This window comes from Mycolicibacterium sp. XJ870, assembly GCF_053483975.1.
In genome coordinates, this window is record NZ_JBEFTI010000003.1 from 429,204 (window position 1) to 450,895 (window position 21,692).

Consider the following 21,692-nt stretch of genomic DNA (forward strand, 5'->3'; position numbering starts at 1 on the left):
TATCTCAGCAGCCAATGGGTTTCTGAGATTCTGTGGAACAATTGCCGCCATGATCGAGCGGTGGACCCGGGAGAAGCGCCTGGAGCACACGCGCTCGCTGCTACTGGATGCTGCCGAGGGTGTGTTTGCCGAAAAGGGTTTTGCGCCAGCGACACTCGACGACATCGCCCGTGCGGCGGGGTACACCAAAGGCGCCATCTACAAACACTTCGCCACGAAGGAAGACCTGTTCCTCGCCGTGAGCGACCGCTACTGGCGCCGCTATTTCGAGAACTTCGCCGACGTGATGTCGGACGCGAAGCAGGTCGGAGCGCGTGAACGGGACGAGATAGCCCGACGTTGGCGCCTGCTGAGCCAGGACCGGGGCGCCGAGCATGCCGCGTTGGGACACGAGTTCATGCTCTATCTGCGCCGCAACCCCGATGCGCGAGAACGGGTGGCCGCCAAGCGATCAGAGGTTGTCGAAGCATTGGCCACATTCATCGTCGAGGGCATCGACCAACTCGGCGGCACCTTGCTGATCCCACCGAAGACCTTCGCCCAGGTGCTCATCGCCACCAGCGATGCCATTGTGCTGGGCAGCGAACTCGATGACGTCGACCTCTACCGGCCGATCGTCGACATGTACGTGTCAGCGATCAAACTCCCCTGAGCACAGTCAGAACACCCGCACCTGCCCCTCGAGTACCGGCACGGTGTCAGGCAGCTTGTAGGTCTCAATCCCGTTGCGGAACATGACATTTTCCCGAGCATGTTCCGGAAGGTGTTTGACCAGCCAGCGCGGATCGTCGAACGTCCAGTGTGGGTAATCCGAGGAGAACAGCAGGATCTTGTCGCACTCCATCCACTCGAAAGCCCTTGACAATTCGGTCTTGTCCTCGGGATAGTCCAGCGGCTGCGTGGTGAATTTGATGTGGTCCTTGACGTATTCGCTCGGCTTGCGCTTGATGTCCATCCAGTTCTTGCGCTTTTCGTAGATCGCATCCATGCGCCACATCAGCGGCAATATCCAGGTGAACGCGTGTTCGACGAATACGACCCGCAAGGTGGGGAACCGGTCGAAGACCCCGTCGAAGATCAGGCTCATCACCTGATTGGCCGCCAACAGCGAGTAGGTGACCATGAAGTCGTGGTTGTAGCTCGGCAACCCCACCGGCGGGATCGGAAGTTCGTCGTACTCGCCACGCGACAGGTGGCAACTGACGGTGATGTCGTGTTTGGTGGCCGCCGCCCAGATCGGGTCGTACCTGGGGTCGCCCCAGGACGGCCGCGGCTCGGCCTTGATGAGAATCTGCGCCATGTACGGGTGCCCCGCCCACCGCTCGACCTCCTGTGCAGCCAACTCCGGGGCCTCGACGGCAAGGCAGATGGATCCGCGCCAACGCTCGTGCCAGTTGTTGTGACTGTCGAGCCAGTGGTTGGCCTGCCAGTCGTTCAGCGCGCAGTTCATCGCGTGGTTGGCTTCCGGAATGTTTGCCGAATATGCCGCAGGCTCGAGGATCGCGATGTCGGCCCCGGCCTCCATGATCAGCTGACGGAACGCGAGATCGGGGTCGCTGCCTGCGAATTCGCCATCGGCCGGGAACGTGTCGGTGCGCATCGCATAGGCGTGCGCATAGTCGGGAGCGTCGTAGTAGATCAGGTCACCGACGTCGTGGTTGCCAAAGTGCCTGCTGCGCCACGGCTCGGGGATGTACTGCCCCAGCACTCCGCTGCGCGGCACCGGATGCACGTCGGAATCGACGCACCGGACAGCGATGCGTTCGGTGGCCGGCGCCCTGGGCGAGGCGGTGGTCGAAAAAGTGCCGGTCATGGTCTCCCTCTCGTTCAAACTGCGACGGCGATCGACTTGGTCTCTACATAGCCGTCGATACCCTCGCGGCCGAGCTCACGGCCGTAGCCGCTGTCCTTCACGCCGCCGAACGGTGCGAACGGATCCATTGTGTACCCCTGGTTTACCCCGAAAGTGCCGGTTTGTACACGCTCGGCGATGCTGACACCGCGGTCGGTGTCCGCCGTCCACACCGACCCGGCCAGCCCGTAGTCGGAGTCGTTGGCGATCGCGATCGCCTCCGCCTCGTCCCGGTACGGGATGACGGTGAGGACGGGCCCGAAGATCTCCTCGCGGGCGATGCGCATCGCATTGTCGGCGCCGGCGAACAGCGTCGGCTGTACGTACCACCCGGTGTCCACGCCGTCCGGCAGGTCGGTCCCGCCGACTACCAGGCGGGCGCCTTCCCGCTGACCAAGTGCGATGTAGTCGCGGACCCGTTGCTGTTGGCGCCGTGACACCAGTGGGCCGAGTTCGGTGGCCGGGTCCGCGGGATCACCCACGACGAGCGAGCGCATCCGGTCCGCCAGCGCGTCGACGAACTCCTTCTCCCGCGCGGCAGGTACGAGAATGCGGGTCAGCGCGTTACAGATCTGGCCGCTGTTCGACAGGCTCGCCGAGCGCACGCCGGCAGCGGCGGTATCGGGGTCGGCGTCGTCGAGGATGATCGCCGCTGACTTGCCGCCGAGTTCCAGGCTCACCTTGGTCAGGTTGGCAGCGCACGCCGTGGCGACCGCCCGACCGGCGGCACTGGATCCGGTGAACGACACTTTGTCCACGTCGGGATGGCTGACCAGGTGTGCGCCGATGGCGGCGCCGCCGGGCACGACGGTGACGACGCCGTCGGGAAGTCCGATCTGCTCGATCATCTCGACCAGCAGCAGCGCGTCGAGCGGCGACTCCGGCGCCGGTTTGAGCACCACGGCACATCCGGCGAGCAGCGCGGGCACCAGCTTGGTGACGATCAGGAATTGGGGCATGTTCCACGGCACGACGGCCGCGACGACGCCTACCGCCTCCCTGCGGACGCGCACATCGCTCCCGAAAAACCCGGACCGAATCTCCTGCCACGGGTACGACTCGGCGACGTCGCAGAATGCCGACATCATCATGCTCGGCAAGCCGACCTGGGCACGCTTGGCGAAGCTGATCGGAGCACCGATCTCGGAGGAGATGAGTTCGGCCATCTCGTCGCGCCGCTGCGCGTAGAGGTCGGCGAGGCGCCGTACCACCCCAATGCGCTCCTCGACCGACAGCCGCGGCCACGGTCCCCGATCGACGGCCGCGCGCGCAGCCGCCACCGCCGCGTCGACGTCAGCCGGTCTTGCCGCGGTCACCCGGGCGATGGGCTGCTCAGTGTGCGGGGAGACGACGTCGAGCGTCTCGGAATGGTCGCCGTCGATCGACCAGTCGGCCTCGACTCCGATGTACTGCCCCAGATGCTGATCCATCCGGATCCTCCCGCCGTCGTCTTTTGAGTATGAGCGGTCTCGACGGTCAATATCAACTACTTGTTATTGAGGGATTGAGAAGCTACCGTCGGCGCAGGTACGACGGGACAGGAGTGACCGATGCCGCGTTTTCCCAAGCCGCCAGAGGGCAGTTGGACTGAGCACTACCCCGAACTGGGCACCGGGCCCGTGTCCTACGAGGACTCGATCAGCCCCGAAATCTACGAACTCGAGCGTGAGGCGATCTTCAAACGCGCCTGGCTCAACGTCGGACGGGTCGAACAACTGCCGCGCAAAGGCAGCTACTTCACCAAGGAGCTGCCGGTCGCGCACACCTCGATCATCTTGGTGCGCACTACTTCCGGAGTGGTCAAGGCCTACCACAACGTCTGCAGGCACCGCGGGAACAAGCTCGTCTGGAACGACATGCCGCTGGAAGAGACCAACGGGGTGTGCAGGCAGTTCACCTGCAAGTACCACGCCTGGCGTTATGACCTCGACGGCAACCTGACCTTCGTCCAGCAGGAGCAGGAGTTCTTCAACCTGGACAAGTCGCGGTACGGCCTGGTGGAGGTGCACTGCGAGGTGTGGGAGGGGTTCATCTTCGTCAACTTCGCCAAGACACCCGAGCAGTCGTTGCGGGAGTTCCTCGGACCGATGGTGCTTGCGCTAGAGGGATACCCTTTCGGCCAGTTGACGTCTCGATGGCACTACCGCTCCGAGGTCAAGGCCAACTGGAAGCTCTACATGGACGCATTCCAGGAGTTCTATCACGCACCCGTCCTGCATGCGAACCAGTCGCCGACCGCGTATTCGAAGGCCGCCGCCGAAGCCGGATTCGAGGCTCCGCACTACCGACTGGACGGGCCGCACCGCTTGGTCAGCACCTCGGGGGTGCGGGCCTGGGAGATGGCGGCCGAGATGCGCAAACCGATCGAGGACATCTGTCAGAGCGGGTTGTTCGGCCCGTGGGACAAACCCGATCTCGGGCCCATGCCCGAGGGCCTGAATCCGGCGAAATGCGATCCGTGGGGCCTGGATTCGTTCCAGCTGTTCCCCAACTTCGTCATGCTGTTCTGGGGCCAGGGTTGGTATCTGACCTATCACTACTGGCCGACGTCGTACAACACGCACGTCTTCGAAGGCACGTTGTATTTCCCGCAGCCGCGCACTCCGCGGGATCGCATCGCCCAGGAACTCGCCGCGGCCTCGTTCAAGGAATACGGCTTGCAGGACGCCAACACCCTTGAAGCGACGCAGACGATGATCGAGTCGCGGGCAGTCACCGAATTCGTCCTCAACGACCAGGAGATCCTGCTGCGCCACCTGCACAAGGAGACTGCGGCCTGGATCGCCGATTATCAGAGCCGTGCGTCGGTGGTGGGAGTGTGACCGGGTTGCTACCAACGGAATTCGCAGATCTGGAGCCGTACGCCGACTGGTGCCTGCCCACCGAACGCCAGCGGTATGCCAAACGGCTGTCGAGCTCGATGGTCGAACTGCAGGCGTTCTACGACGCGATCACCGCGCGCGCCGAGGAAGCCATCACCTACTGCGACAAGTTCCCGCTCGACGACCTCCCCGATGACGTGCTCGCACTTATGCACATGCTGTATTCGATGATCACGGTGTCGTTTCCGGCCGAGTGCTGGAAGCAGCCTCGGGTCCCCGATTCCGGTGCCACCTGGTTGGACTGCGACTTCGAGCCTGTGCCGTGACCGTCGTACTGCGGGCTGCGCGCTGGGTCGATGTCGACGCCGGTGCGGTGCACTCGCCGGCCGTGGTGGTCGTCGAGGACAACCGCATCAGTGCGATGAATCCGGCTGAGCTGCCGCCTGACTCGACGGTGCTCGACCTCGGCGACGTCACGCTGCTGCCGGGCCTGATGGACATGGAACTCAACCTGCTCATCGGCGGACCGGGCGGCCCCGAAGGACTGCCGACTCCCATGCACGGCGTGCAGGACGATCCGGCGTATCGCACGCTGCGGGGGGCGGTAAACGCCCGCACGACACTCGATGCCGGGTTCACCACCGTCCGCAATCTCGGGCTGATGGTCAAGACCGGCGGTTACCTGCTCGACGTGGCGCTGCAACGCGCGATCGACCAGGGTTGGCACGCCGGTCCGCGCATCTATCCTGCCGGGCACGCGGTCACTCCCTATGGCGGGCACCTGGATCCCACGGTGTTCCAGCGGCTGGCCCCGGGGATCATGCCGCTGTCGGTGGCTGAGGGCATCGCCAACGGCGTTCCCGACGTCATCGCCTGTGTGCGCTACCAGATCCGGCACGGTGCCAAGCTGATCAAGGTGTCCGCGTCCGGCGGGGTGATGTCACACAGCACCGCCCCGGGCGCCCAGCAGTACTCCGACGCCGAATTCGCCGCGATCGCCGACGAGGCGCACCGCGCCGGTGTGCGGGTGGCGGCGCATGCCGTCGGCGACACTGCGATCCAGGCCTGCATCCGCGCCGGCATCGACTGCATAGAGCACGGCTTCCTCGCGAGCGACGAGACCATCCAGATGATGGTCGACCACGGCACGTTCCTCGTCTCGACGACCTACCTCACCGACGCGATGGCGATCGACCGCATCGCGCCCGAACTCCGCAAGAAGGCACTCGACGTTTTCCCGCGCGCAAAAGCTATGTTGCCCAAGGCGATTGCGGCCGGCGTGCGTATCGCGTGCGGCACCGATGCGCCGGCGATTCCGCACGGCCAGAATGCCAAAGAACTGTGCGCGTTGGTGGAACGCGGGATGACACCGATGCAGGCGCTGCGGGCGGCCACGGTGGTCGCGTCGGAGTTGATCGACGCCGACGGCGAACTCGGCCGGCTGGCCCCGGGCTACCTCGCCGACATCATCGCGGTACCCGGTGACCCGTCCGTCGACATCGCGACGACCCTCGATGTCACATTCGTGATGAAGGACGGCGTGGTGCACAAGGCGGCCTGACCGCCACCCGGAGGCGCCCGCACGGGCGACGACATGCGATAGCGTCGTCGGTGAGACGGAGACGCGCATGGAACTGACCGACAACATCTTGTGGCTGCTCAAGCAGGCCTTCTACTTCTCGCTGACCACGGTGAACGACGCGGTCAGCGAGCACGGCGTGAGCACCGCCCAGATCGGTGTGCTGCGGCAACTGACCAACGAGCCCGGCCTGTCCGGGGCTGAGTTGGCGCGCAGGCTGCTGATCAGCCCGCAGGGCGTGCAGCTGGCCTTGACCGCCCTCGAAAAGCGCGGGCTCGTCGAGCGCAAGCAGAACCCTCAACACGGCCGCATCCTCCAGGCCTTCCTCACCGACGAAGGGCGCGCGGTGGCCGCGGCGGTGGTCAGCGACGCGATCGCGGCGCACGAACGGGTGTTCGGCGTCTTGACGGCAGACGAGCAGAAGCAACTGCGTGAGCTGCTGGGCAAGGTCGTCGAAAAGGGCACCGGCCACGAGCTGTTCGAGGACCACGTCGAGCACTGACGGCCCGGCCGAAACTCCACGCCAACGGTGCGTTCACGTGTCCGCCCGTCCTGAATATCTAGTACTTGATACTCATGACAAGTAGTTGATACTCTGAACCTGATGCGAGACTCCCTCACCACACCGGCTGAAGGTTTCGTGCCACTGCGCGTCAAGCAGGTGGTGCGCGAAACCTCCGATGCCGTGTCGCTCGCATTCGACTACCCCGGTGCCGAATTCAGTTATCTGTCAGGTCAATTCCTCACCCTGCAGGTGCACGTGGATGGCCAGGAGCACCGCCGCTGCTACTCGATGTCGTCCGCTCCGGGGCTGGACGACGACCTGCGGATCACCGTCAAACGTGACCGCGACGGCGTGGTGTCGAACTGGCTGAACAACACCGTGGCGCCCGGCGACACGTTGCACGCCGCGCCGCCACAGGGCCGGTTCGTGATGTGCGATCAGGAGCGGGACCTGGTGGCGTTCGCCGGGGGCAGCGGGATCACGCCGGTCTACTCGCTACTGCGGTCGACACTCGAGACCACTGGTCGGGGGGCCCGGTTGTTCTACGCCAACCGCAGCCGCGATTCGATCATCTTCGCCGAAACCCTTGGCGCGCTTGAGCAACGTCATACCGGACGTTTTCACCTCCGCCATCACATCGACGACGAGGACGGTATCGTCACGACCGCCCAGATCGAGGCGTTCGCCGGCGAGGTCTCCGACTGCGACGTGTATGTATGCGGCCCTGGGCCATTCATGGACACCGTCGAGAAGGCCGTGTTGTCGTCAGGGTTCTCCACAGACCGGTTGCACCTGGAGCGGTTCACCGTCGACACGGCGCCGGCTCAGGATCCTGGCAGCACCGTCACAGAGGAAGTGACCATCGAACTGGACCGTCGCACCCTCACGGTGGCCTACCGCCCGGGCAACACCTTGCTGCAGACCGCGCGCATGGGTGGTCTGCGGGCACCGTCGTCATGTGAAACCGGTTCGTGCGGAACGTGTATAGCCCAGGTGACGGAGGGCAGCGCCCGAATGCTCAACAATGACGCCCTTGATGAGGACGAAGTTGCCGACGGTTGGGTGGTGACCTGTCAGGCAGTGCCGACGAGTCGCACGATCAAGGTGGTATATGAATGAGGCGAGCATGAGCAAGGTGGCAGTGGTAACCGGCGGGGCGTCGGGCATGGGCGAGTCGACCTGCCACGAACTCGGCAGGCTCGGCCACAAGGTCGCCGTTGCCGATGTCGATGAGCAAGCCGCACAAAAGGTTACCGACGATCTGCGGTCGGAGGGCGTGACCGCGATGGCGGTCGGTGTCGATGTCACCGACCGCCGCGCCGTCGAGCAGGGTTTCGACAAGGTCCGCAGTGAACTCGGGCCGGTCACCGTTCTTGTGACCAGTGCCGGCGTATTCGGGTTCTCGCCGTTCCTCGAGATCACCGACGACGCCTGGACCCGGATCATCGACGTCAACCTCACCGGCACCTTTTACTGCTGCCAAGCCGCACTTCCGGACATGCTCGACGCCAAATGGGGCCGCATCGTGATGATCTCGTCCTCGAGCGCGCAACGCGGATCACCGTTCGCCGCGCACTACGCGGCGTCGAAGGGCGCAGTCATCACCTTGACGAAATCGCTGGCCCGCGAGTTTGCAGAACACGGCATCACGGTGAACAACATTCCGCCCTCGGGTATCGAGACGCCGATGCAGCATCAGTCGCAGGCTGCCGGCCATCTGCCGTCAAACGAACAGATCGCAGGCAACATCCCGATGGGCCGGTTGGGTACCGGCGCGGATATCGCCGCGGCCGTCGGATTCCTGTGTTCGGAGGAGGCCGGGTTCATCACCGGCCAGGTGCTGGGCGTCAACGGCGGAGCGGTGATGTGACACAACAGGGAGGTACGCATGAAGCAGTGGCCTAAGCCGGCGGAAGGCTCCTGGACCGAGCATTATCCGGAGTTGGGTACCGGCCCAGTCTCATTCCGTGACTCGACGTCGCCGCAGTTCTACGAACTCGAGCGAGAGGCGGTGTTCAAGCGGGCCTGGCTCAACGTGGCCCGGGTCGAGGAAACCGCAGGCATCGGTGACTACGTGACCAAGGAGATCGAGGCCGCGGCCGCATCGGTAATCCTGGTCCGAGGCGCCGATCAACGCATCCGCGCGTTTCACAACACCTGCCGCCACCGTGGAAACAAGTTGGTGTGGAATGACTTTCCCGATCAGGAGACTGCCGGCACAGTCGAGTTCTTCGAGAGCAGAAGCTGTCGTTGGCGCTACGCACTTGACGGCTCACTGATCCACGTCCCTGAACCCTTCGACGTCGACCCCGCGGACTACGGGTTGGTGCCGGTGCACTGCGATGTGTGGAACGGGTTCGTGTTCATCAACTTCGACGCCCAGCCCCGGCAGAGCCTGCGTGACTTCCTCGGCCCGATGATCACTGCGCTCGACGACTACCCGTTCGACAAACTGACCGAACGCTACGACTGGGTCGCCCACAACAACAGTAACTGGAAGATCTTTGCCGACGCTTTCCAGGAGTACTACCACGTGCCGTCGCTGCACACCCAACAGGTGCCGCCCGAGGTACGAGATCCCAACGCGGGCTTCACCTGTGGCCACTTCCAACTCGACGGGCCGCACCGGCTGGTCTCCACTGCCGGGACCCGCCGTTGGCTGCTGGCCCCGGAGTACATGTACCCGATCGAGCGGGCGACCCGCAGCGGCCTCGTCGGCCCGTGGCGCACACCCGACATCGGCGAACTGCCAGCGGGTTTGAATCCCGGCAATATCGAGCCGTGGGGTATCAGCAATTTCCAGATCTTCCCCAACACGGAAATCCTCATCTACGGCGGCTGGTATCTGCTGTACCGGTACTGGCCCACGTCGCACAACACCCACCGCTTCGAGGCGTACACGTACTTCCATCCCGCGCGCACGGTACGCGAACGGATCGAACACGAAGTCGCCGCGGTGGTGCTCAAGGAGTTCGCCTTGCAGGACGCCGGCATGCTCGGTGGCACCCAGGCGGCCCTTGAGTACGGCATCGTCGACGACTTTCCGCTCAACGACCAGGAGATCCTGGTGCGCCACCTGCACAAGGTCGCCGTCGACTGGGTGGAGGCGTACCAGCGCGAGCGCACGCCGGTGGAGGTGTAGCGTGCCGGAATCAATGCTGCCCAGTGCATTCGCAGAACTGGAACCCTATGCGCCCACCTGGTGCCTGGCGACCGAGACCGAACGCTGGAACGCCCGCCTGTCGGCCACCATGGGACAGATGGAGAAGTTCTACGACGCCTTCTTTCCCCGACTCGAAGAGGCGATCGAGTACTGCGACAAGTTCCCGCTCGATGATCTGCCCGACGATGCGCTCAACCTGTTGCACCTGATCTATTCGCTGATCATGGTGGCGATGTCGGTCGAGATCATGCATCAACCCGCGCCGGTCGACGCGGCGGATGCCGTGATGGTGCGCACCGGCGAACCGACGCCATGACCGACTACGAGAGGACCGAACGATGAGCGTGCTGACCATCAACAAGCTGACGGAGTCGGTGGGTGCCGAGGTCTCCGGCGTCGACCCAGAACGCCTCGCCAACGACAGCGGACTCGGGGCGGCGATCCTCGACGCGCTCGAAGACAACGGCGTGCTGGTGTTCCACGATTTGCATCTGGAACCCGAAGCGCAGGTTGCCTTCTCCCAACGGCTTGGTGAGATCGACCGGTCGGCCGATGGTCACCACCCGGTCTCGGGCATATACCCGATCACCCTCGACAAGTCGAAGAACAAGGCCGCCGAGTACCTCAAGGCGACCTTCGACTGGCACATCGACGGCTGCACACCCATGCACGACGAATGCCCACAGAAGGCAACGGTGCTGTCCGCGGTCGAGGTCGCTGCGCGGGGCGGGGAAACCGAGTTCGCCAACTCGTACGCTGCGTACGAGACCCTTTCGGACTCCGAGAAGGAACGCTACGGCAGCCTGCGGGTGGTCCACTCCCTGGAAGCCTCGCAACGACGTGTCTATCCCGACCCGACCCCCGAGCAGTTGCAGCGGTGGCAGGCCCGGCCGACACATGAGAACCCGCTGGTGTGGACACACCGCAACGGCCGAAAGTCGCTGGTGCTCGGCGCGTCGGCGGATTACATCGTCGGCATGGATCTCGAAGAAGGCCGCGCCCTGCTCGCCGAACTCCTCGCACACGCCACCACCGCAGACAAGGTGTACAGCCACAAGTGGTCCGTCGGCGACACCGTCATCTGGGACAACCAGGGAGTCCTGCACCGCGCTGCCCCCTATGAGCCCAACTCGCCCCGCCACATGCTGCGCACGACGGTGCTCGGCGACGAACCGATCCAGTGAGGCCTCTGCGCCTGTCCCCCTTGCCATCTGCGGAGTGGGGCGATGAGACCCAGGAAGCGCTGGCATCGCTCATCCCGCGTGAGCGAGCGAATCCCGAAGGTGCGGGCAACGTCCTGTCCACATTGGTGCGCCATCCCGATCTGACGCGGGCCTACCTGCCGTTCAACGCCTACCTGCTGCGGGAATCCCTGCTCTCACCACGCATTCGGGAAGTGGCGTTGCTGCGCATCGTCCTGCGCTGCGCCTGCGATTATCTGTGGACGCACCATCTGCCCATCGCGCGTCAGGCCGGCCTGTCCGACGAGGACATCGACGGAATCCGGTCCGGTAGGTGCACGGACGGACATGACGACGTGATCGTGCGTGCCGTCGACGATCTCGTAGCTTTCAACACCATCACGCAATCGACGTGGGATGGCTTGGCGGGATTCCTCGACGAGAACCAACGCATGGATCTCGTGTTCCTCATCGGCGGCTATCAACTTCTCGCCTTGGCCGTCAACACCTTCGGTGTGCGGCCCGAATCGGGCGACGGTTGATCGGCACGGGGCAACGCTACTGCGGCATGGCGGTCTCGACGACCGTCAGCTGATCGGAAAGCCCTGCGACCCTTCGGATGTCACGGAACTCCTCGAGCATCGCGTCGGTGACCTCGTGCGGATCGTCGACGGTCGCGTCGTCGGCGATCACCGAGATGTTGAGCTGGTCGACGTAGCTCCACACGGTGATGTTCAGCCCGCTGCTCGCGGTGATCGGCCCCACCGAGTAGATCTCGGTGACAGTCGCACCACCGACCTTGCCTCGCTCCCGCGGCCCCGGCACGTTCGAGATGTTGAGGTTGAGCACCTTGTTCTGGCCGTCCTGATAGGACAGCCATTTGAACGCCGCCTCCACCGGAGCCGGCGGCATGTAGGCAGCCCAACGTGCGATGAGTTCGGGCCCGATCAGTTGGTGGCTCTCTTTGGCGAGGCTGGCGGCCTCCCGCGCCTTGCGGACGCGTTGGCCCGTGTCGGCCTCATCGACGGGCAACGCCACGAGCACGCCGCTGAATCGATTGCCGGAGATCCGGTCCGGGGAGAAGTCGAAGCTCATCGGCACCGAGGCCAGCAGCGGATGGTCGGCGTTGCCGTCGTAGCGGAGCAGCAACGTGCGCAATGCTCCCGACGACGTGGCCAAGACCACGTCGTTGATGGTGACCCCGAGCTGCTTGCTGGTTTCCTTGACGTCGGACAGCGCCAGCGTGGCCGTCGCGAACAGCCGCTTCGAGGTCAGCACATGGTTCATGAAGCTCGGCGGCGGCGTGAACGGGCGAGTCAGCTCGGGTGAGAGCTTGCGACTGCTGCGTCGTACCCGCCCGACACCCTGCGCGGTGTAGCGGATCGTGCCCGGCAACCGGCCGATCTGACGCAGATGGTCGCGGAACGCCGAACGCACCAACTCGCTCTTGGAGGGTGCGGGATCGGTGGCGTAGGAATCTCGGTCGCGTTGCGGCCCCTCCTGCAGATCCATGCCGCGAGCCAAGAGGTTCGCCGACGCGATGCCGTCGGCGAGAGCGTGGTGGATCTTGCCGACGACGGCGATGCGGCCATTCGCCAGGCCTTCGACGAAATACATCTCCCACAACGGGCGACTGCGGTCGAGCGGTGTGCTGGCGATCTCGCCGATCGCCGCATCGAGTTCGCGCCTGCCGCCAGGAGCAGGCAAGCGCCACGGCCGGACGTGGTAGTTCAGGTCGACGTCGCAGTTCTCTCGCCACATCGGATGGTGGAATTTGAAGGGGATGTCGACGAGTTGATAGCGGAACGGATCGAGCTTGTACAGCCGGCCATGGATCACCTGGCGGAAGTCGTCGACGCCGAACGTGCGGTCTCCGATGCCTTCCAGATCGCAGATCGCGATCTTCAACGTGTGCATGTGCACGTTGGGTGTCTCGGTATACAGCAGGAACGCGTCCCACCCACTCAACCGCTTCACGGTGAACCTCCCGCGTGGAGCCGGCTAGATAACCGCTTTGGCCTGATCAAGTGTCCGGTTTCGGTGAATTTCGTTGAGGAACAACCCGATTGCGGTGGCCACTGCTCCGGTCCTTGCCCCGTCGGTCATATCGAAGGCATGCCCGGCGCCGGGCAGTTCGACGTAGCTGACCGGTGCCCGCGACACCGCTTTCAGCCGGTCGACGAAGCTGCGCGCCTGTGCGACCGGGATGACGGTGTCGCCCGTGCCGTGGATGACCAGGAACGGCGGGGCATCCGGGTGGATCTGGGCGATCGGCGAGGCCTGGCGGAAGATTTCGGGATGGCGGTCGATCCGGCGTTTCACCACAACCCGTTCCAGGAAGTCGATAAACCGCGCCCGCTCGGCGGTGGACCGGTCCTCCCAGTCGTAGCGGCCGTAGATGCCGACCACCGCATCGACCGTCGTGTCCGAACCCGCCGGCAGGTCAGCCTGCAGTTCCGGATGGTTGGGCGTCAGCCCGGCCAGCGCTGCCAGGTGCCCGCCCGCAGAACACCCCGCGATCGTGACGAAATGCCGGTCGCCGCCGAACTTGTCGACGTTGGCCCGCGCCCACGCGATCGCCGTCTTCACATCGGTGATGTGTCTTGGCCAGCGATGGTGCGGCGCGACGCGATAGTCGATCGACAGGCACACCCAACCCTGCTGTGCCAGATGCGACATCAACGCGTAGCCCTGCAGCATCCGACTGCCATGCACCCACGCGCCGCCCGGCACGAACAGGAGCACCGGCGCCGGCTCGGCGGGCAGGTCCTTGGGCCGCCAGACGTCGAGCAACTGTGACGGATGGTCGCCGTAGCGCACCGAGGTCCGGTATACGTCGCGCCGCTGGACCAGACTGCTCCACAGCGGCGGCATGCTCTGCGGCGCGGGCCAGTCGACGGCCAGGTTCGGGACGATCCCGCGCAACGCGGCCTCAGTCACCGAGTTGGTCATGTCGCGTTCGGCTTTGCGAACATCGCCGTTGCCGGGGCTCAGCCAGGACTTGGCCGAGGCGGTCACGAATTCCGGCATCTGCCGAAATCCCCATACACCCATGGCGGCTATCGCACCGAGAGGCTCGAGATGCTTGCCGATCACTGGCAGCGAAGCCGATGCCACGCTAAGCGCCAGCATGTGGTCAGCGGGCTTGGCGCGCAGCAACCATCGTGCCCGGCTGGCCAAGCTCGGCCCGGGGTACCGGGTATCCGGTCGTGCCGTCATTGCGCGAGCGTACCGCGCGTCACCCGGTCCCCATCGGTTTACTGCGCGGTGACTGCGATCGCGTCGATTTCGACAAGCATCTCCGCGCGGGGCAGACCGGTGAATACCGTCGTGCGACACGGGAGTACGTCGCCTTTGGTATTGGCGGAGACGAACTCGCCGTAGGCGTCGTTCATGGCGGCGAAATCGTCCCGCGTCGTCAGATAGACCCGCAGCATCACCACATCGTCGAAGGTGGCGCCGCTGGCGTCGATGATCGCCTTGACGTTCTGCAGCGTGCGGGTGGTCTGCGCCGCGACATCACCCGGATGGAGGTACTCGTTGGTCGCAGGATCGACCGGCCCCTGACCGGAAACCTGCACGAACGGGCCCTTGCGCACGCCCTGGGAGAAGGTGTGCGCCGGTGCCGGGGCGTCGGCGGTGGACACTCTGATCTTGTCGGTCATTTGGAACCTTTCGGGTTGTGCCCGGCCGGGGACCAGCCGAGTTCTGCGGATATTGCGTCGGCTGCCGCGCGTACCTGCGGCAGGGTCGCCAGTACCTGTTCGTGGTCGAGAAGCATGTCGGGCACGGACATGGACACCGCGGCCACCACGGCGCCGGTGCCGTCGCGCACCGGGACACCGATACAGTTCACAAAGCTTTCGTGTTCCTCGTGGTCTTCCGCGAAGTCCTGGGCGGCAACGGTTTCCAGCTCCGCCAGGTAGGCCACGGGGGTCACGATGGTGTGCTCGGTGAACTTCACATAGTCGATTCGCTCGGCGATCGCATGCCATTCCGATCGGGGGCGCCCCGCGACCAGGACCTTGCCGACCGCGGTGCAGTGCAGGGCCGCGGGACGGCCGACCCGCGAGTACATCCGGACACTCTGGATCGCATCGAGCTTGTCGATGTAGACGGCCTCACCGGACTCGTAGGTGGCCAGGTGGATGGTCTGACCGGTGTCGGCGTTCAGGGCACTGAGGTGCGGACGGGCCAATGTCCGAACATCGCGATGTTCCAAGGCGCGGTTGGACAATTCGAAGAGCCGCGAACCCAAGTCGTAGCGATGCCCCGTGTCGCGTCGCACGAAGCGTTCCGATTCCATCGTGCGCAACAGCCGCATGACGGTGGACTTGTGCACATCGAGCCGAACGGCCAACTGCTCAAGCGTTTTCGCGCCCTCGCCAAGCTCACCCAGGATGGTGAGCGCGCGGGACAGCGACTGACTCATGGAACCGCCTCGCGCGCGAAGTCCAGCCGCGCCCAGCCCGCGGCATCCAGTGCGGCGAGCTCCTCGAGCCGCTCCCAGCGCGGCAGTTCCGCGATATCGCCGTGCCCGGTCAACGCCGCCGCGGCACAGAGATGTCCGAGCCGGATCCGTTGCTCATGCCCGACGCCGTGCAGCAGGCCGGCGAGGAAGCCGCCCGCGAAGGCGTCGCCGGCACCGATCTTCTCCACCACGTCCAGGCGTAACGCCGGCACGTCGACCCGCTCGTCACCGCAGAATCCGGTCACGGTGTGCGCATCGTTCTTGACGATCAGGTGCGCGGGCTCACGAAACAGCGCGCGCAACTGCGCCGGGTCGTCGGTCCCGAACACCGCAAGCGCCTCGTCGGCGCCCAGGAATACGAGGTCGCTGCGTCGGGCCTGCCGGGCGAGCACCTCGGCCGGGTCCACCGCGCGCGCCGTCCACAGCGCGGGCCGGTAGTTGAGATCAAAGCTCACCAAACGGCCCTGGCGCGGCATCGCAACCAGCTCGTCGGTCAGCCGGGTGGCGGAATCCGACAGCGCGGGCGTGATACCGGTGACGTGCACGAGCTTCGAGTGGTCCAGGAGCTTTTGGGCGGCTTTGGTGGTCAGATCCGCCGGAGACAGGGCGCCGGCCGCGGATCCGGTGCGGAAATAGAGCATGCGACTGTCGCCTGCGGGCAGGTCGGCCGCAGCCCCGGAACCACTGCCGCGTTCCTTGACGTAGACGCCCGTCGGGCGATCGGGGTCCGTGACGACGGCGGACACATCGACGCCGCGGCGGGCGAGATTCCGCACGAGATAGCGGCCGAAGCCGTCGTCTCCCACCCTGGACAGCCATCCCGCGTCGATGTCCAACTGCGCCAGCACCGTCGCGACATTGGCCTCGGCGCCACCGGCCGCGCGCTCGAACGTCGCGGAATCCTCAAGTGGCCCGGGCTGCGCGACCAGCACGGTCAGGCCCTCGCCGACAGTGACTGCACTCGGCCGAAGCGATGTTGCCGAACTCACATCAATCCCTCCGAGTACTTGCGGTCACAGGCTGGCTGTTGCAGACTAACTTCATTGCACATTCTGCGCAACACTCGTTGCATATTACGCAACGCTAGGAGATGTCTGTGATCGACAAAGCCGCCGTGGCCGCACTCGACGACCGAGTGCTCGGTCCAGCACACAAAGGCCTTCCCCGCGAGGCGTGGGGCATGACGGCCCGCGCCTATCTCGCCACCGGCCCGACGCTCGACCGAATGTGGACCCCGCTTCTGACTGTGGACCGCGCCCGGCTCGACTCGAATGTGTCGGTGATGTCCGACTGGGCCCGGTCGAGCGGGGTGCTGTTGGCCCCGCACGGCAAGACGACGATGGCGCCGCAACTGTGGGCTCAGCAGCTCGACGCCGGGGCGTGGGGCATCACCCTGGCCACCCCGTGGCAGGTGCAGCTCGCCCGGTCCTTCGGAGTCGCCCGGATCATGCTCGCGAACGCCATCGTCGACCCCGCGGCGCTGGCCTGGCTGGCCGCCGAACTCGATGCCGATCCGTCCTTTGAGTTCTTCAGCTGGGCCGACAGCGTGCAAACCGTCGAGCTGATGGAGCGGATCCTCGGATCGACGCCGAATGAACGCCCGGTCGACGTGATCGTCGAACTCGGCGCGCCGGGCGGACGCACCGGCGCGCGGTCGGTCGAGGCGGCCCAGGCGGTTGCCGCCGCGGTACACCGCTCGGCGCGGCTGAGGTTGGCCGGCGTGGGTGGTTACGAAGGCGCGCTCGCTCACGACCGCGAGTCCACCGGGCTGGGCGCCGTCCGGTCCTACCTCGATGAGCTGGGCCGGCTGCATCGGCACCTTTCCGGGCTCTACCCCGGCGAGGCGATCGTCACCGCGGGCGGCAGCGCCTACCAGGATGTCGTGGTCGAAGCGTTGGCGGCTGTCGCGGACGACCAGACGTCGGTGGTGGTGCGGTCCGGGGCGTACGTGATCCACGATGACGGGTTCTACGCGGGCATTTCGCCGCTGATCGCGGGTCGCGCCGAGCGCCCGTTGCGGTCCGCCATGCACGGGTGGGCGCGGACGGTGTCACGGCCCGAACCGGAGCTGGCGCTGCTCGACGCCGGCAAACGGGACCTTCCGTTCGACGAGGGACTGCCGGCGCCGCAACGGCTTTCAGACGGCTCCGACCTGCCTGACGCGACTGTCACCGCGCTGAACGATCAGCACGCCTTCCTGCGCCTCCCCGGGGCAAGTGCCGACGATGTTCCGGTGGGCAGTGTGGTGCGGTTGGGTCTCTCCCATCCGTGCACGGCGTTCGACAAATGGCGGTTGATTCCGGTCATCGATGACGCCGATGCCGCGACCCCCCGCATCGTCGACCTCATCCACACGTTCTTCTGAGGCGGACGACCTTGAGCGACTTACTGATCCGGGACGTCGATATCGTCGACGGCACCGGCGCACCCCGCTACCGGGCGGACGTTGTCGTTGACGACGGCCGGATCGCCGAGATCGCCGGACCGCGTGCGATTGCGGGTGCGGATAGGGTGATCGAACCGAAACCCGGGCACGTGATCGCACCGGGATTCATTGACATGCATGCGCATTCAGATCTGCGCCTACTCACCGACCCCGGTCACTTCCCGAAGATCAGCCAGGGCGTGACCACCGAGGTGATCGGCCAGGACGGAATCTCCTACGCGCCGATCGACGACGCCGCGCTCGCTGTGATCCGCCGTCAGATCGCCGGCTGGAACGGTAACCCGAGCGACCTGGACTTCTCCTGGCGCAGCGTCGCCGAATATCTCGACCGGTTGGATCAGGGCATCACGCCCAACGCCGCCTACCTCGTGCCGCAGGGTACGTTGCGGCTCCTCGCGGTGGGGGCCGACCAGCGCCCGGCAACGCCCGCCGAGATCAGCCGCATGCAAGACCTGCTGGCTCACGGCCTGCAGGACGGCGCGGTCGGCATGTCCAGCGGGCTGACCTACACACCCGGAATGTACGCCGACACCGCCGAACTCGCGGCCCTGTGCGAGGTGGTCGCCGACTACGGCGGCTTCTACGCGCCGCATACCCGCTCCTACGGGGCCGGCGCCCTGGAGGCGTACGCGGAGATGATCGACCTGGCCCGAACCACCGGCTGCGCAGTACATTTGACGCACGCCACGATGAACTTCGGGGTCAACCGCGGCCGGGCCCGCGAGTTCTTGGACATGGTCGATGCGGCTCTTGCCGACGGCTGCGACATCACCCTGGATACCTACCCCTACCTGCCCGGGGCAACTACACTGTCGGCGCTGCTGCCCAGTTGGGCCATGTCGGGTGGCCCGGACAAGGCGCTGGAACGGCTGAACGATCCTGCGGCCCGCGCACGAATCACCAAGGACGTCAACGTCAACGGCTCTGACGGTTGCCACGGCGTCACGGTGGAGTGGGAGACCATCCAGATCAGTGGTGTCGCCAACCCTCAACTCGACGAATACGTCGGGAAGACGATCGACACGATCGCCGCAGACCGCGGAGTCGCTCCCGTGGAGGTGTTCTTCGACGTACTCGAGCGCGACGAGTTGGCCACCACCATCCTGCAGCACGTCGGCCACGAGGACAACGTGCGCGCCATCATGATGCACCCGAACCACATGGGCGGCAGTGACGCCATCCTGGTCGGCGAGCGGCCCCACCCGCGGGCGTGGGGAACCTTTCCGCGCTACCTCGGCCACTACGTGCGAGACGCCGGCCTGCTCGGCCTCGAGGAGTGCGTCAACCACCTGACCGGCCGTGCCGCACAACGGCTCCGGCTCACCGACCGCGGGTTCATCCGCACCGGCTACGCCGCCGATCTGGTGTTGTTCGATCCCGCCGCCATCACCGATACCGCCACCTTCGACAATCCCAAACAGCAAGCGCTGGGCATCAGCCACGTCCTCGTCAACGGCAAGTGCGCGATCGAGGATGGCCGTCCCACCGGGACACTGGCCGGCCGTGCCCTCCGAATGGATTCCAGCAGAAAGCAGACCTCATGACTGCATTGGCCACCATAGTCGCCGACCGGGCGCTCGTCGTCGTCCGCGCACCAGAGATCCCCGACCCGGTCGCCCTCGCGGATGCCCTCGCGCAGTCGGGGATACACGCCGTCGAGCTCACCTTCACCACCCCCGGGGTGCTCGATCACCTGCGCGCTGCGGCGACGTCGACGGCAGTGCTGGGGGTGGGCACCGTGTGCACCGCCGATCAGGCCCGGGCGGCCATCGACTGCGGCGCGAAATTCCTTGTCACCCCCGGTGTCCGGGCCTCGGTCGCCGAGGTGGCTGTCGCGGGCGGCATCCCGGTGATCATGGGCGCGCTGACGCCGACCGAAGTGATGACCGCTGTCGACCTCGGCGCGGCCGCGGTGAAGATCTTCCCGGCGAGCGTGGTCGGCCCGCGTTACTTCAAGGATCTGCACGGCCCGTTCCCCGACGTCGCGCTGATCCCTTCGGGCGGCGTCAACGAGGGCAACGCCGCCGAATTCCTCGCCCACGGCGCGGTTGCGGTCACCGCCGGCACCGGCGTGGTTCCCCCGCAGGCGGTAGCCGCCGGCAACTGGTCCGATATCGCCTCGCGCGCTGCCTCTTTCGTGCGCTCTCTGAATTGAAAGGCTTCTCATGACTTCCGCCGTCGATTGGCTCCGTACCACCACGCCCGGGTTGTTGGTGCTCTGCGGGTTGGCGATCGCCGTCCTGCTGTTCGTCATCATCAGGGTCAAGCTTGAGCCGTTCATCGCCCTGCTGCTCATCGGGCTCGGGTTGGCGCTCGCCGCGGGCCTCCCGGTCTCCGACATTGTCGGCACCGCGATCAAAAGCGGTGATTCACTGCTGGAGACCGGATTCGGCAGCATTCTGGGACACATCGCCGTGATCATCGGGTTGGGCACGGTGCTGGGCGCGATCCTCGAACGCTCCGGTGGCGCGGACGTCTTGACCAGCAAGCTGCTCGGAGTGTTCGGCGAGCGGGGCGCACCGATCGCGATGGGCCTGCTGGGTTTGATCTTCGGCATCCCGGTCTTCTTCGACATCGGCATCTTCGTGCTTGCCCCGCTCGTTTACGTGGCGGCCAAGCGCGGTGGAAAGTCGCTGGTGCTCTACGCGCTGCCCATGCTCGCCGGCCTGTCGATGACCCACGCGTTCCTGCCGCCGCATCCCGGCCCGGTCGCCCTGGGCGGGCTGCTCGAGGTCAGCCTCGGCTGGCTGATTCTCATGGGATTCGTCTGTGGGATCCCGGGTTTCATCGCCGCGGGCATCCTGTGGGGCAGCTATATCGGCAAGCGCGTCATGGTGGAAGTGCCGCCGGAGTTCGTCCCTGAGCTGGACCGTGACGCCGGTGAGGATGTGACGACAGGCCCCGCCGGCGGCACCGGCACGATCGTGAAGGACACCCCGACGAAGACAGATCAAACGGTCATGACCCGGCCGCCGTCGGTGGGTGTGATCGCCGCGATCATCGCGATCCCGTTGGTGCTGATTCTCGGCGCCACGTTCGGCACGCAGTTGCTCGACGAGGGTTCGCGATTGCTCGAAGTGCTCACCTTCTTCGGCACCCCGGCGGTCGCGTTGGTGATCGCGGTACTGGTGGCGTTCTATGTGCTCGGTGTGCGACGCGGTGCAAGCGTGCAGGAACTCAGTGTGCTGACCGGGGAGTCGCTGCGGCCGGTGGGCATGCTTCTGCTGGTTGTCGGTGCGGGCGCGTTCTTCGGAAAGGTCATCGCCGCCACCGGAATCGGCGACGCGCTGGCCAACACCATGTCAGCCGCGGGACTTCCGGTGATCGTGCTGGCCTACGTCATCAGCTGCGGACTGCGGATCGCGCAAGGTTCGGCGACGGTGGCCATCGTCACCACCGGCGGCATCGTCGCACCGCTCGTGACCGAGGCCGACTACTCGCAACTGGCCGTCGCACTGATCGCGATGGCGATCGCGGCTGGCTCCATCATCCTCAGCCACGTCAACGACGGCGGCTTCTGGATCATCTCCAAGTACTTCAACATGACGGTCAAGCAGACCCTGCAGACCTGGACCGTGCTGGAGACCGTGCTCTCGGTGGTGAGTTTCGCGGTCGCGGCACTCCTGTTCGCCATCTTCGCCTGACCTTGCCTTTGCCCCACTTTGCACTGCGC

At 65.6% G+C, this 21,692-nt stretch carries 22 protein-coding genes; 15 read left to right on the forward strand and 7 right to left on the reverse strand.

Features of this window, described 5'->3' with window-relative positions; all coding sequences use genetic code 11:
• Positions 1-49 precede the first annotated feature (49 nt).
• Positions 50-652, forward strand: coding sequence for a TetR/AcrR family transcriptional regulator (locus ABQF30_RS16780; protein ID WP_448465698.1), 603 nt, complete (start codon positions 50-52; stop codon positions 650-652).
• Between the two features lie 6 nt (positions 653-658).
• Here ABQF30_RS16780 and ABQF30_RS16785 read toward each other — a convergent pair whose 3' ends face one another.
• Both ABQF30_RS16785 and ABQF30_RS16790 read right to left on the reverse strand, forming a co-directional pair.
• Positions 659-1,813, reverse strand: a complete 1,155-nt coding sequence (locus tag ABQF30_RS16785; RefSeq protein ID WP_448465700.1) for an amidohydrolase family protein — start codon at positions 1,811-1,813, stop codon at positions 659-661.
• A 14-nt stretch (positions 1,814-1,827) separates the two neighbouring features.
• Entirely contained in the window at positions 1,828-3,282 is a 1,455-nt protein-coding gene (locus tag ABQF30_RS16790) for an aldehyde dehydrogenase (RefSeq protein WP_448465702.1), read from the reverse strand.
• A gap of 120 nt (positions 3,283-3,402) precedes the next feature.
• Here ABQF30_RS16790 and ABQF30_RS16795 point away from each other — a divergent pair, with 120 nt between their 5' ends.
• The 10 genes from ABQF30_RS16795 (at position 3,403) to ABQF30_RS16840 (ending at position 11,644) form a co-directional block, all read left to right on the forward strand.
• Positions 3,403-4,674: an aromatic ring-hydroxylating oxygenase subunit alpha gene (locus ABQF30_RS16795; RefSeq protein WP_448465704.1), complete on the forward strand. Its 1,272-nt coding sequence runs from the start codon at positions 3,403-3,405 to the stop codon at positions 4,672-4,674.
• On the forward strand, positions 4,671-5,000 hold the full coding sequence (locus ABQF30_RS16800) for a hypothetical protein (RefSeq protein WP_448465706.1): 330 nt from the start codon (positions 4,671-4,673) through the stop codon (positions 4,998-5,000). The genes ABQF30_RS16795 and ABQF30_RS16800 overlap by 4 nt, the downstream gene beginning before the upstream one ends.
• Complete coding sequence (locus ABQF30_RS16805; RefSeq protein WP_448465708.1) at positions 4,997-6,235, forward strand: metal-dependent hydrolase family protein; 1,239 nt, start codon at positions 4,997-4,999, stop codon at positions 6,233-6,235. Before ABQF30_RS16800 ends, ABQF30_RS16805 begins: the two co-directional genes overlap by 4 nt.
• Before the next feature lie 67 nt (positions 6,236-6,302).
• Positions 6,303-6,755 carry a MarR family winged helix-turn-helix transcriptional regulator gene (locus ABQF30_RS16810; protein WP_448465710.1) on the forward strand — a complete coding sequence of 151 codons (453 nt, stop codon included), beginning with the start codon at positions 6,303-6,305 and terminating at the stop codon, positions 6,753-6,755.
• 102 nt (positions 6,756-6,857) lie between these two features.
• Positions 6,858-7,877: a 2Fe-2S iron-sulfur cluster-binding protein gene (locus tag ABQF30_RS16815; protein ID WP_448465712.1), complete on the forward strand. Its 1,020-nt coding sequence runs from the start codon at positions 6,858-6,860 to the stop codon at positions 7,875-7,877.
• 7 nt (positions 7,878-7,884) lie between these two features.
• The gene (locus ABQF30_RS16820) at positions 7,885-8,628 is read left to right on the forward strand and encodes an SDR family NAD(P)-dependent oxidoreductase (RefSeq protein ID WP_448465714.1); all 744 of its coding nucleotides are present in this window, start codon (positions 7,885-7,887) and stop codon (positions 8,626-8,628) included.
• Positions 8,629-8,646: 18 nt separating this feature from the next.
• Positions 8,647-9,900, forward strand: a complete 1,254-nt coding sequence (locus tag ABQF30_RS16825; RefSeq protein WP_448465716.1) for an aromatic ring-hydroxylating oxygenase subunit alpha — start codon at positions 8,647-8,649, stop codon at positions 9,898-9,900.
• 13 nt (positions 9,901-9,913) lie between these two features.
• Positions 9,914-10,237, forward strand: coding sequence for a hypothetical protein (locus ABQF30_RS16830; protein WP_448465890.1), 324 nt, complete (start codon positions 9,914-9,916; stop codon positions 10,235-10,237).
• Between the two features lie 22 nt (positions 10,238-10,259).
• Complete coding sequence (locus tag ABQF30_RS16835) at positions 10,260-11,105, forward strand: TauD/TfdA dioxygenase family protein (RefSeq protein ID WP_448465717.1); 846 nt, start codon at positions 10,260-10,262, stop codon at positions 11,103-11,105.
• An 11-nt stretch (positions 11,106-11,116) separates the two neighbouring features.
• A complete protein-coding gene (locus tag ABQF30_RS16840) occupies positions 11,117-11,644 on the forward strand; it encodes a carboxymuconolactone decarboxylase family protein (RefSeq protein ID WP_448465892.1) in 528 nt (175 codons plus the stop codon).
• 16 nt (positions 11,645-11,660) lie between these two features.
• Here the strand turns inward: ABQF30_RS16840 and ABQF30_RS16845 are convergent, their stop codons facing one another.
• The 5 genes from ABQF30_RS16845 to ABQF30_RS16865 are packed head-to-tail and all read right to left on the reverse strand — an operon-like array spanning position 11,661 to position 16,562.
• Positions 11,661-13,079 carry a WS/DGAT/MGAT family O-acyltransferase gene (locus tag ABQF30_RS16845; RefSeq protein ID WP_448465719.1) on the reverse strand — a complete coding sequence of 473 codons (1,419 nt, stop codon included), beginning with the start codon at positions 13,077-13,079 and terminating at the stop codon, positions 11,661-11,663.
• A gap of 24 nt (positions 13,080-13,103) precedes the next feature.
• Complete coding sequence (locus tag ABQF30_RS16850) at positions 13,104-14,321, reverse strand: alpha/beta fold hydrolase (protein WP_448465721.1); 1,218 nt, start codon at positions 14,319-14,321, stop codon at positions 13,104-13,106.
• A 38-nt stretch (positions 14,322-14,359) separates the two neighbouring features.
• The gene (locus ABQF30_RS16855; RefSeq protein WP_448465723.1) at positions 14,360-14,767 is read right to left on the reverse strand and encodes a RidA family protein; all 408 of its coding nucleotides are present in this window, start codon (positions 14,765-14,767) and stop codon (positions 14,360-14,362) included.
• Complete coding sequence (locus tag ABQF30_RS16860) at positions 14,764-15,534, reverse strand: IclR family transcriptional regulator (protein ID WP_448465725.1); 771 nt, start codon at positions 15,532-15,534, stop codon at positions 14,764-14,766. Before ABQF30_RS16860 ends, ABQF30_RS16855 begins: the two co-directional genes overlap by 4 nt.
• Positions 15,531-16,562: a sugar kinase gene (locus tag ABQF30_RS16865; protein ID WP_448465727.1), complete on the reverse strand. Its 1,032-nt coding sequence runs from the start codon at positions 16,560-16,562 to the stop codon at positions 15,531-15,533. Before ABQF30_RS16865 ends, ABQF30_RS16860 begins: the two co-directional genes overlap by 4 nt.
• A gap of 101 nt (positions 16,563-16,663) precedes the next feature.
• On the opposite strand from ABQF30_RS16865, the gene ABQF30_RS16870 reads away from it, so the two are divergent.
• From ABQF30_RS16870 to ABQF30_RS16885, 4 genes are read left to right on the forward strand one after another with little or no spacing between them, the layout of a single operon-like run.
• Positions 16,664-17,938 carry a type III PLP-dependent enzyme domain-containing protein gene (locus ABQF30_RS16870; protein WP_448465729.1) on the forward strand — a complete coding sequence of 425 codons (1,275 nt, stop codon included), beginning with the start codon at positions 16,664-16,666 and terminating at the stop codon, positions 17,936-17,938.
• A gap of 11 nt (positions 17,939-17,949) precedes the next feature.
• Positions 17,950-19,563 carry an N-acyl-D-amino-acid deacylase family protein gene (locus ABQF30_RS16875; protein WP_448465731.1) on the forward strand — a complete coding sequence of 538 codons (1,614 nt, stop codon included), beginning with the start codon at positions 17,950-17,952 and terminating at the stop codon, positions 19,561-19,563.
• On the forward strand, positions 19,560-20,174 hold the full coding sequence (locus ABQF30_RS16880; RefSeq protein WP_448465733.1) for a bifunctional 4-hydroxy-2-oxoglutarate aldolase/2-dehydro-3-deoxy-phosphogluconate aldolase: 615 nt from the start codon (positions 19,560-19,562) through the stop codon (positions 20,172-20,174). The genes ABQF30_RS16875 and ABQF30_RS16880 overlap by 4 nt, the downstream gene beginning before the upstream one ends.
• 10 nt (positions 20,175-20,184) lie before the next feature.
• Positions 20,185-21,663, forward strand: coding sequence for a GntP family permease (locus ABQF30_RS16885; RefSeq protein WP_448465735.1), 1,479 nt, complete (start codon positions 20,185-20,187; stop codon positions 21,661-21,663).
• Positions 21,664-21,692 lie beyond the last annotated feature (29 nt).

Excerpts from the sequence above, each read along its gene's own strand:
- ABQF30_RS16835 (WP_448465717.1), top strand. The coding sequence starts at position 10,260 with ATGAGCGTGCTGACCATCAACAAGCTGACGGAGTCGGTGGGTGCCGAG.
- ABQF30_RS16885 (WP_448465735.1), top strand. The coding sequence starts at position 20,185 with ATGACTTCCGCCGTCGATTGGCTCCGTACCACCACGCCCGGGTTGTTG.
- ABQF30_RS16825 (WP_448465716.1), top strand. The coding sequence starts at position 8,647 with ATGAAGCAGTGGCCTAAGCCGGCGGAAGGCTCCTGGACCGAGCATTAT.
- ABQF30_RS16860 (WP_448465725.1), bottom strand. The coding sequence starts at position 15,534 with ATGAGTCAGTCGCTGTCCCGCGCGCTCACCATCCTGGGTGAGCTTGGC.
- ABQF30_RS16820 (WP_448465714.1), top strand. The coding sequence starts at position 7,885 with ATGAGCAAGGTGGCAGTGGTAACCGGCGGGGCGTCGGGCATGGGCGAG.
- ABQF30_RS16785 (WP_448465700.1), bottom strand. The coding sequence starts at position 1,813 with ATGACCGGCACTTTTTCGACCACCGCCTCGCCCAGGGCGCCGGCCACC.
- ABQF30_RS16790 (WP_448465702.1), bottom strand. The coding sequence starts at position 3,282 with ATGGATCAGCATCTGGGGCAGTACATCGGAGTCGAGGCCGACTGGTCG.
- ABQF30_RS16855 (WP_448465723.1), bottom strand. The coding sequence starts at position 14,767 with ATGACCGACAAGATCAGAGTGTCCACCGCCGACGCCCCGGCACCGGCG.
- ABQF30_RS16880 (WP_448465733.1), top strand. The coding sequence starts at position 19,560 with ATGACTGCATTGGCCACCATAGTCGCCGACCGGGCGCTCGTCGTCGTC.
- ABQF30_RS16850 (WP_448465721.1), bottom strand. The coding sequence starts at position 14,321 with ATGACGGCACGACCGGATACCCGGTACCCCGGGCCGAGCTTGGCCAGC.
- ABQF30_RS16795 (WP_448465704.1), top strand. The coding sequence starts at position 3,403 with ATGCCGCGTTTTCCCAAGCCGCCAGAGGGCAGTTGGACTGAGCACTAC.
- ABQF30_RS16830 (WP_448465890.1), top strand. The coding sequence starts at position 9,914 with ATGCTGCCCAGTGCATTCGCAGAACTGGAACCCTATGCGCCCACCTGG.
- ABQF30_RS16815 (WP_448465712.1), top strand. The coding sequence starts at position 6,858 with ATGCGAGACTCCCTCACCACACCGGCTGAAGGTTTCGTGCCACTGCGC.
- ABQF30_RS16780 (WP_448465698.1), top strand. The coding sequence starts at position 50 with ATGATCGAGCGGTGGACCCGGGAGAAGCGCCTGGAGCACACGCGCTCG.
- ABQF30_RS16810 (WP_448465710.1), top strand. The coding sequence starts at position 6,303 with ATGGAACTGACCGACAACATCTTGTGGCTGCTCAAGCAGGCCTTCTAC.
- ABQF30_RS16870 (WP_448465729.1), top strand. The coding sequence starts at position 16,664 with ATGTCTGTGATCGACAAAGCCGCCGTGGCCGCACTCGACGACCGAGTG.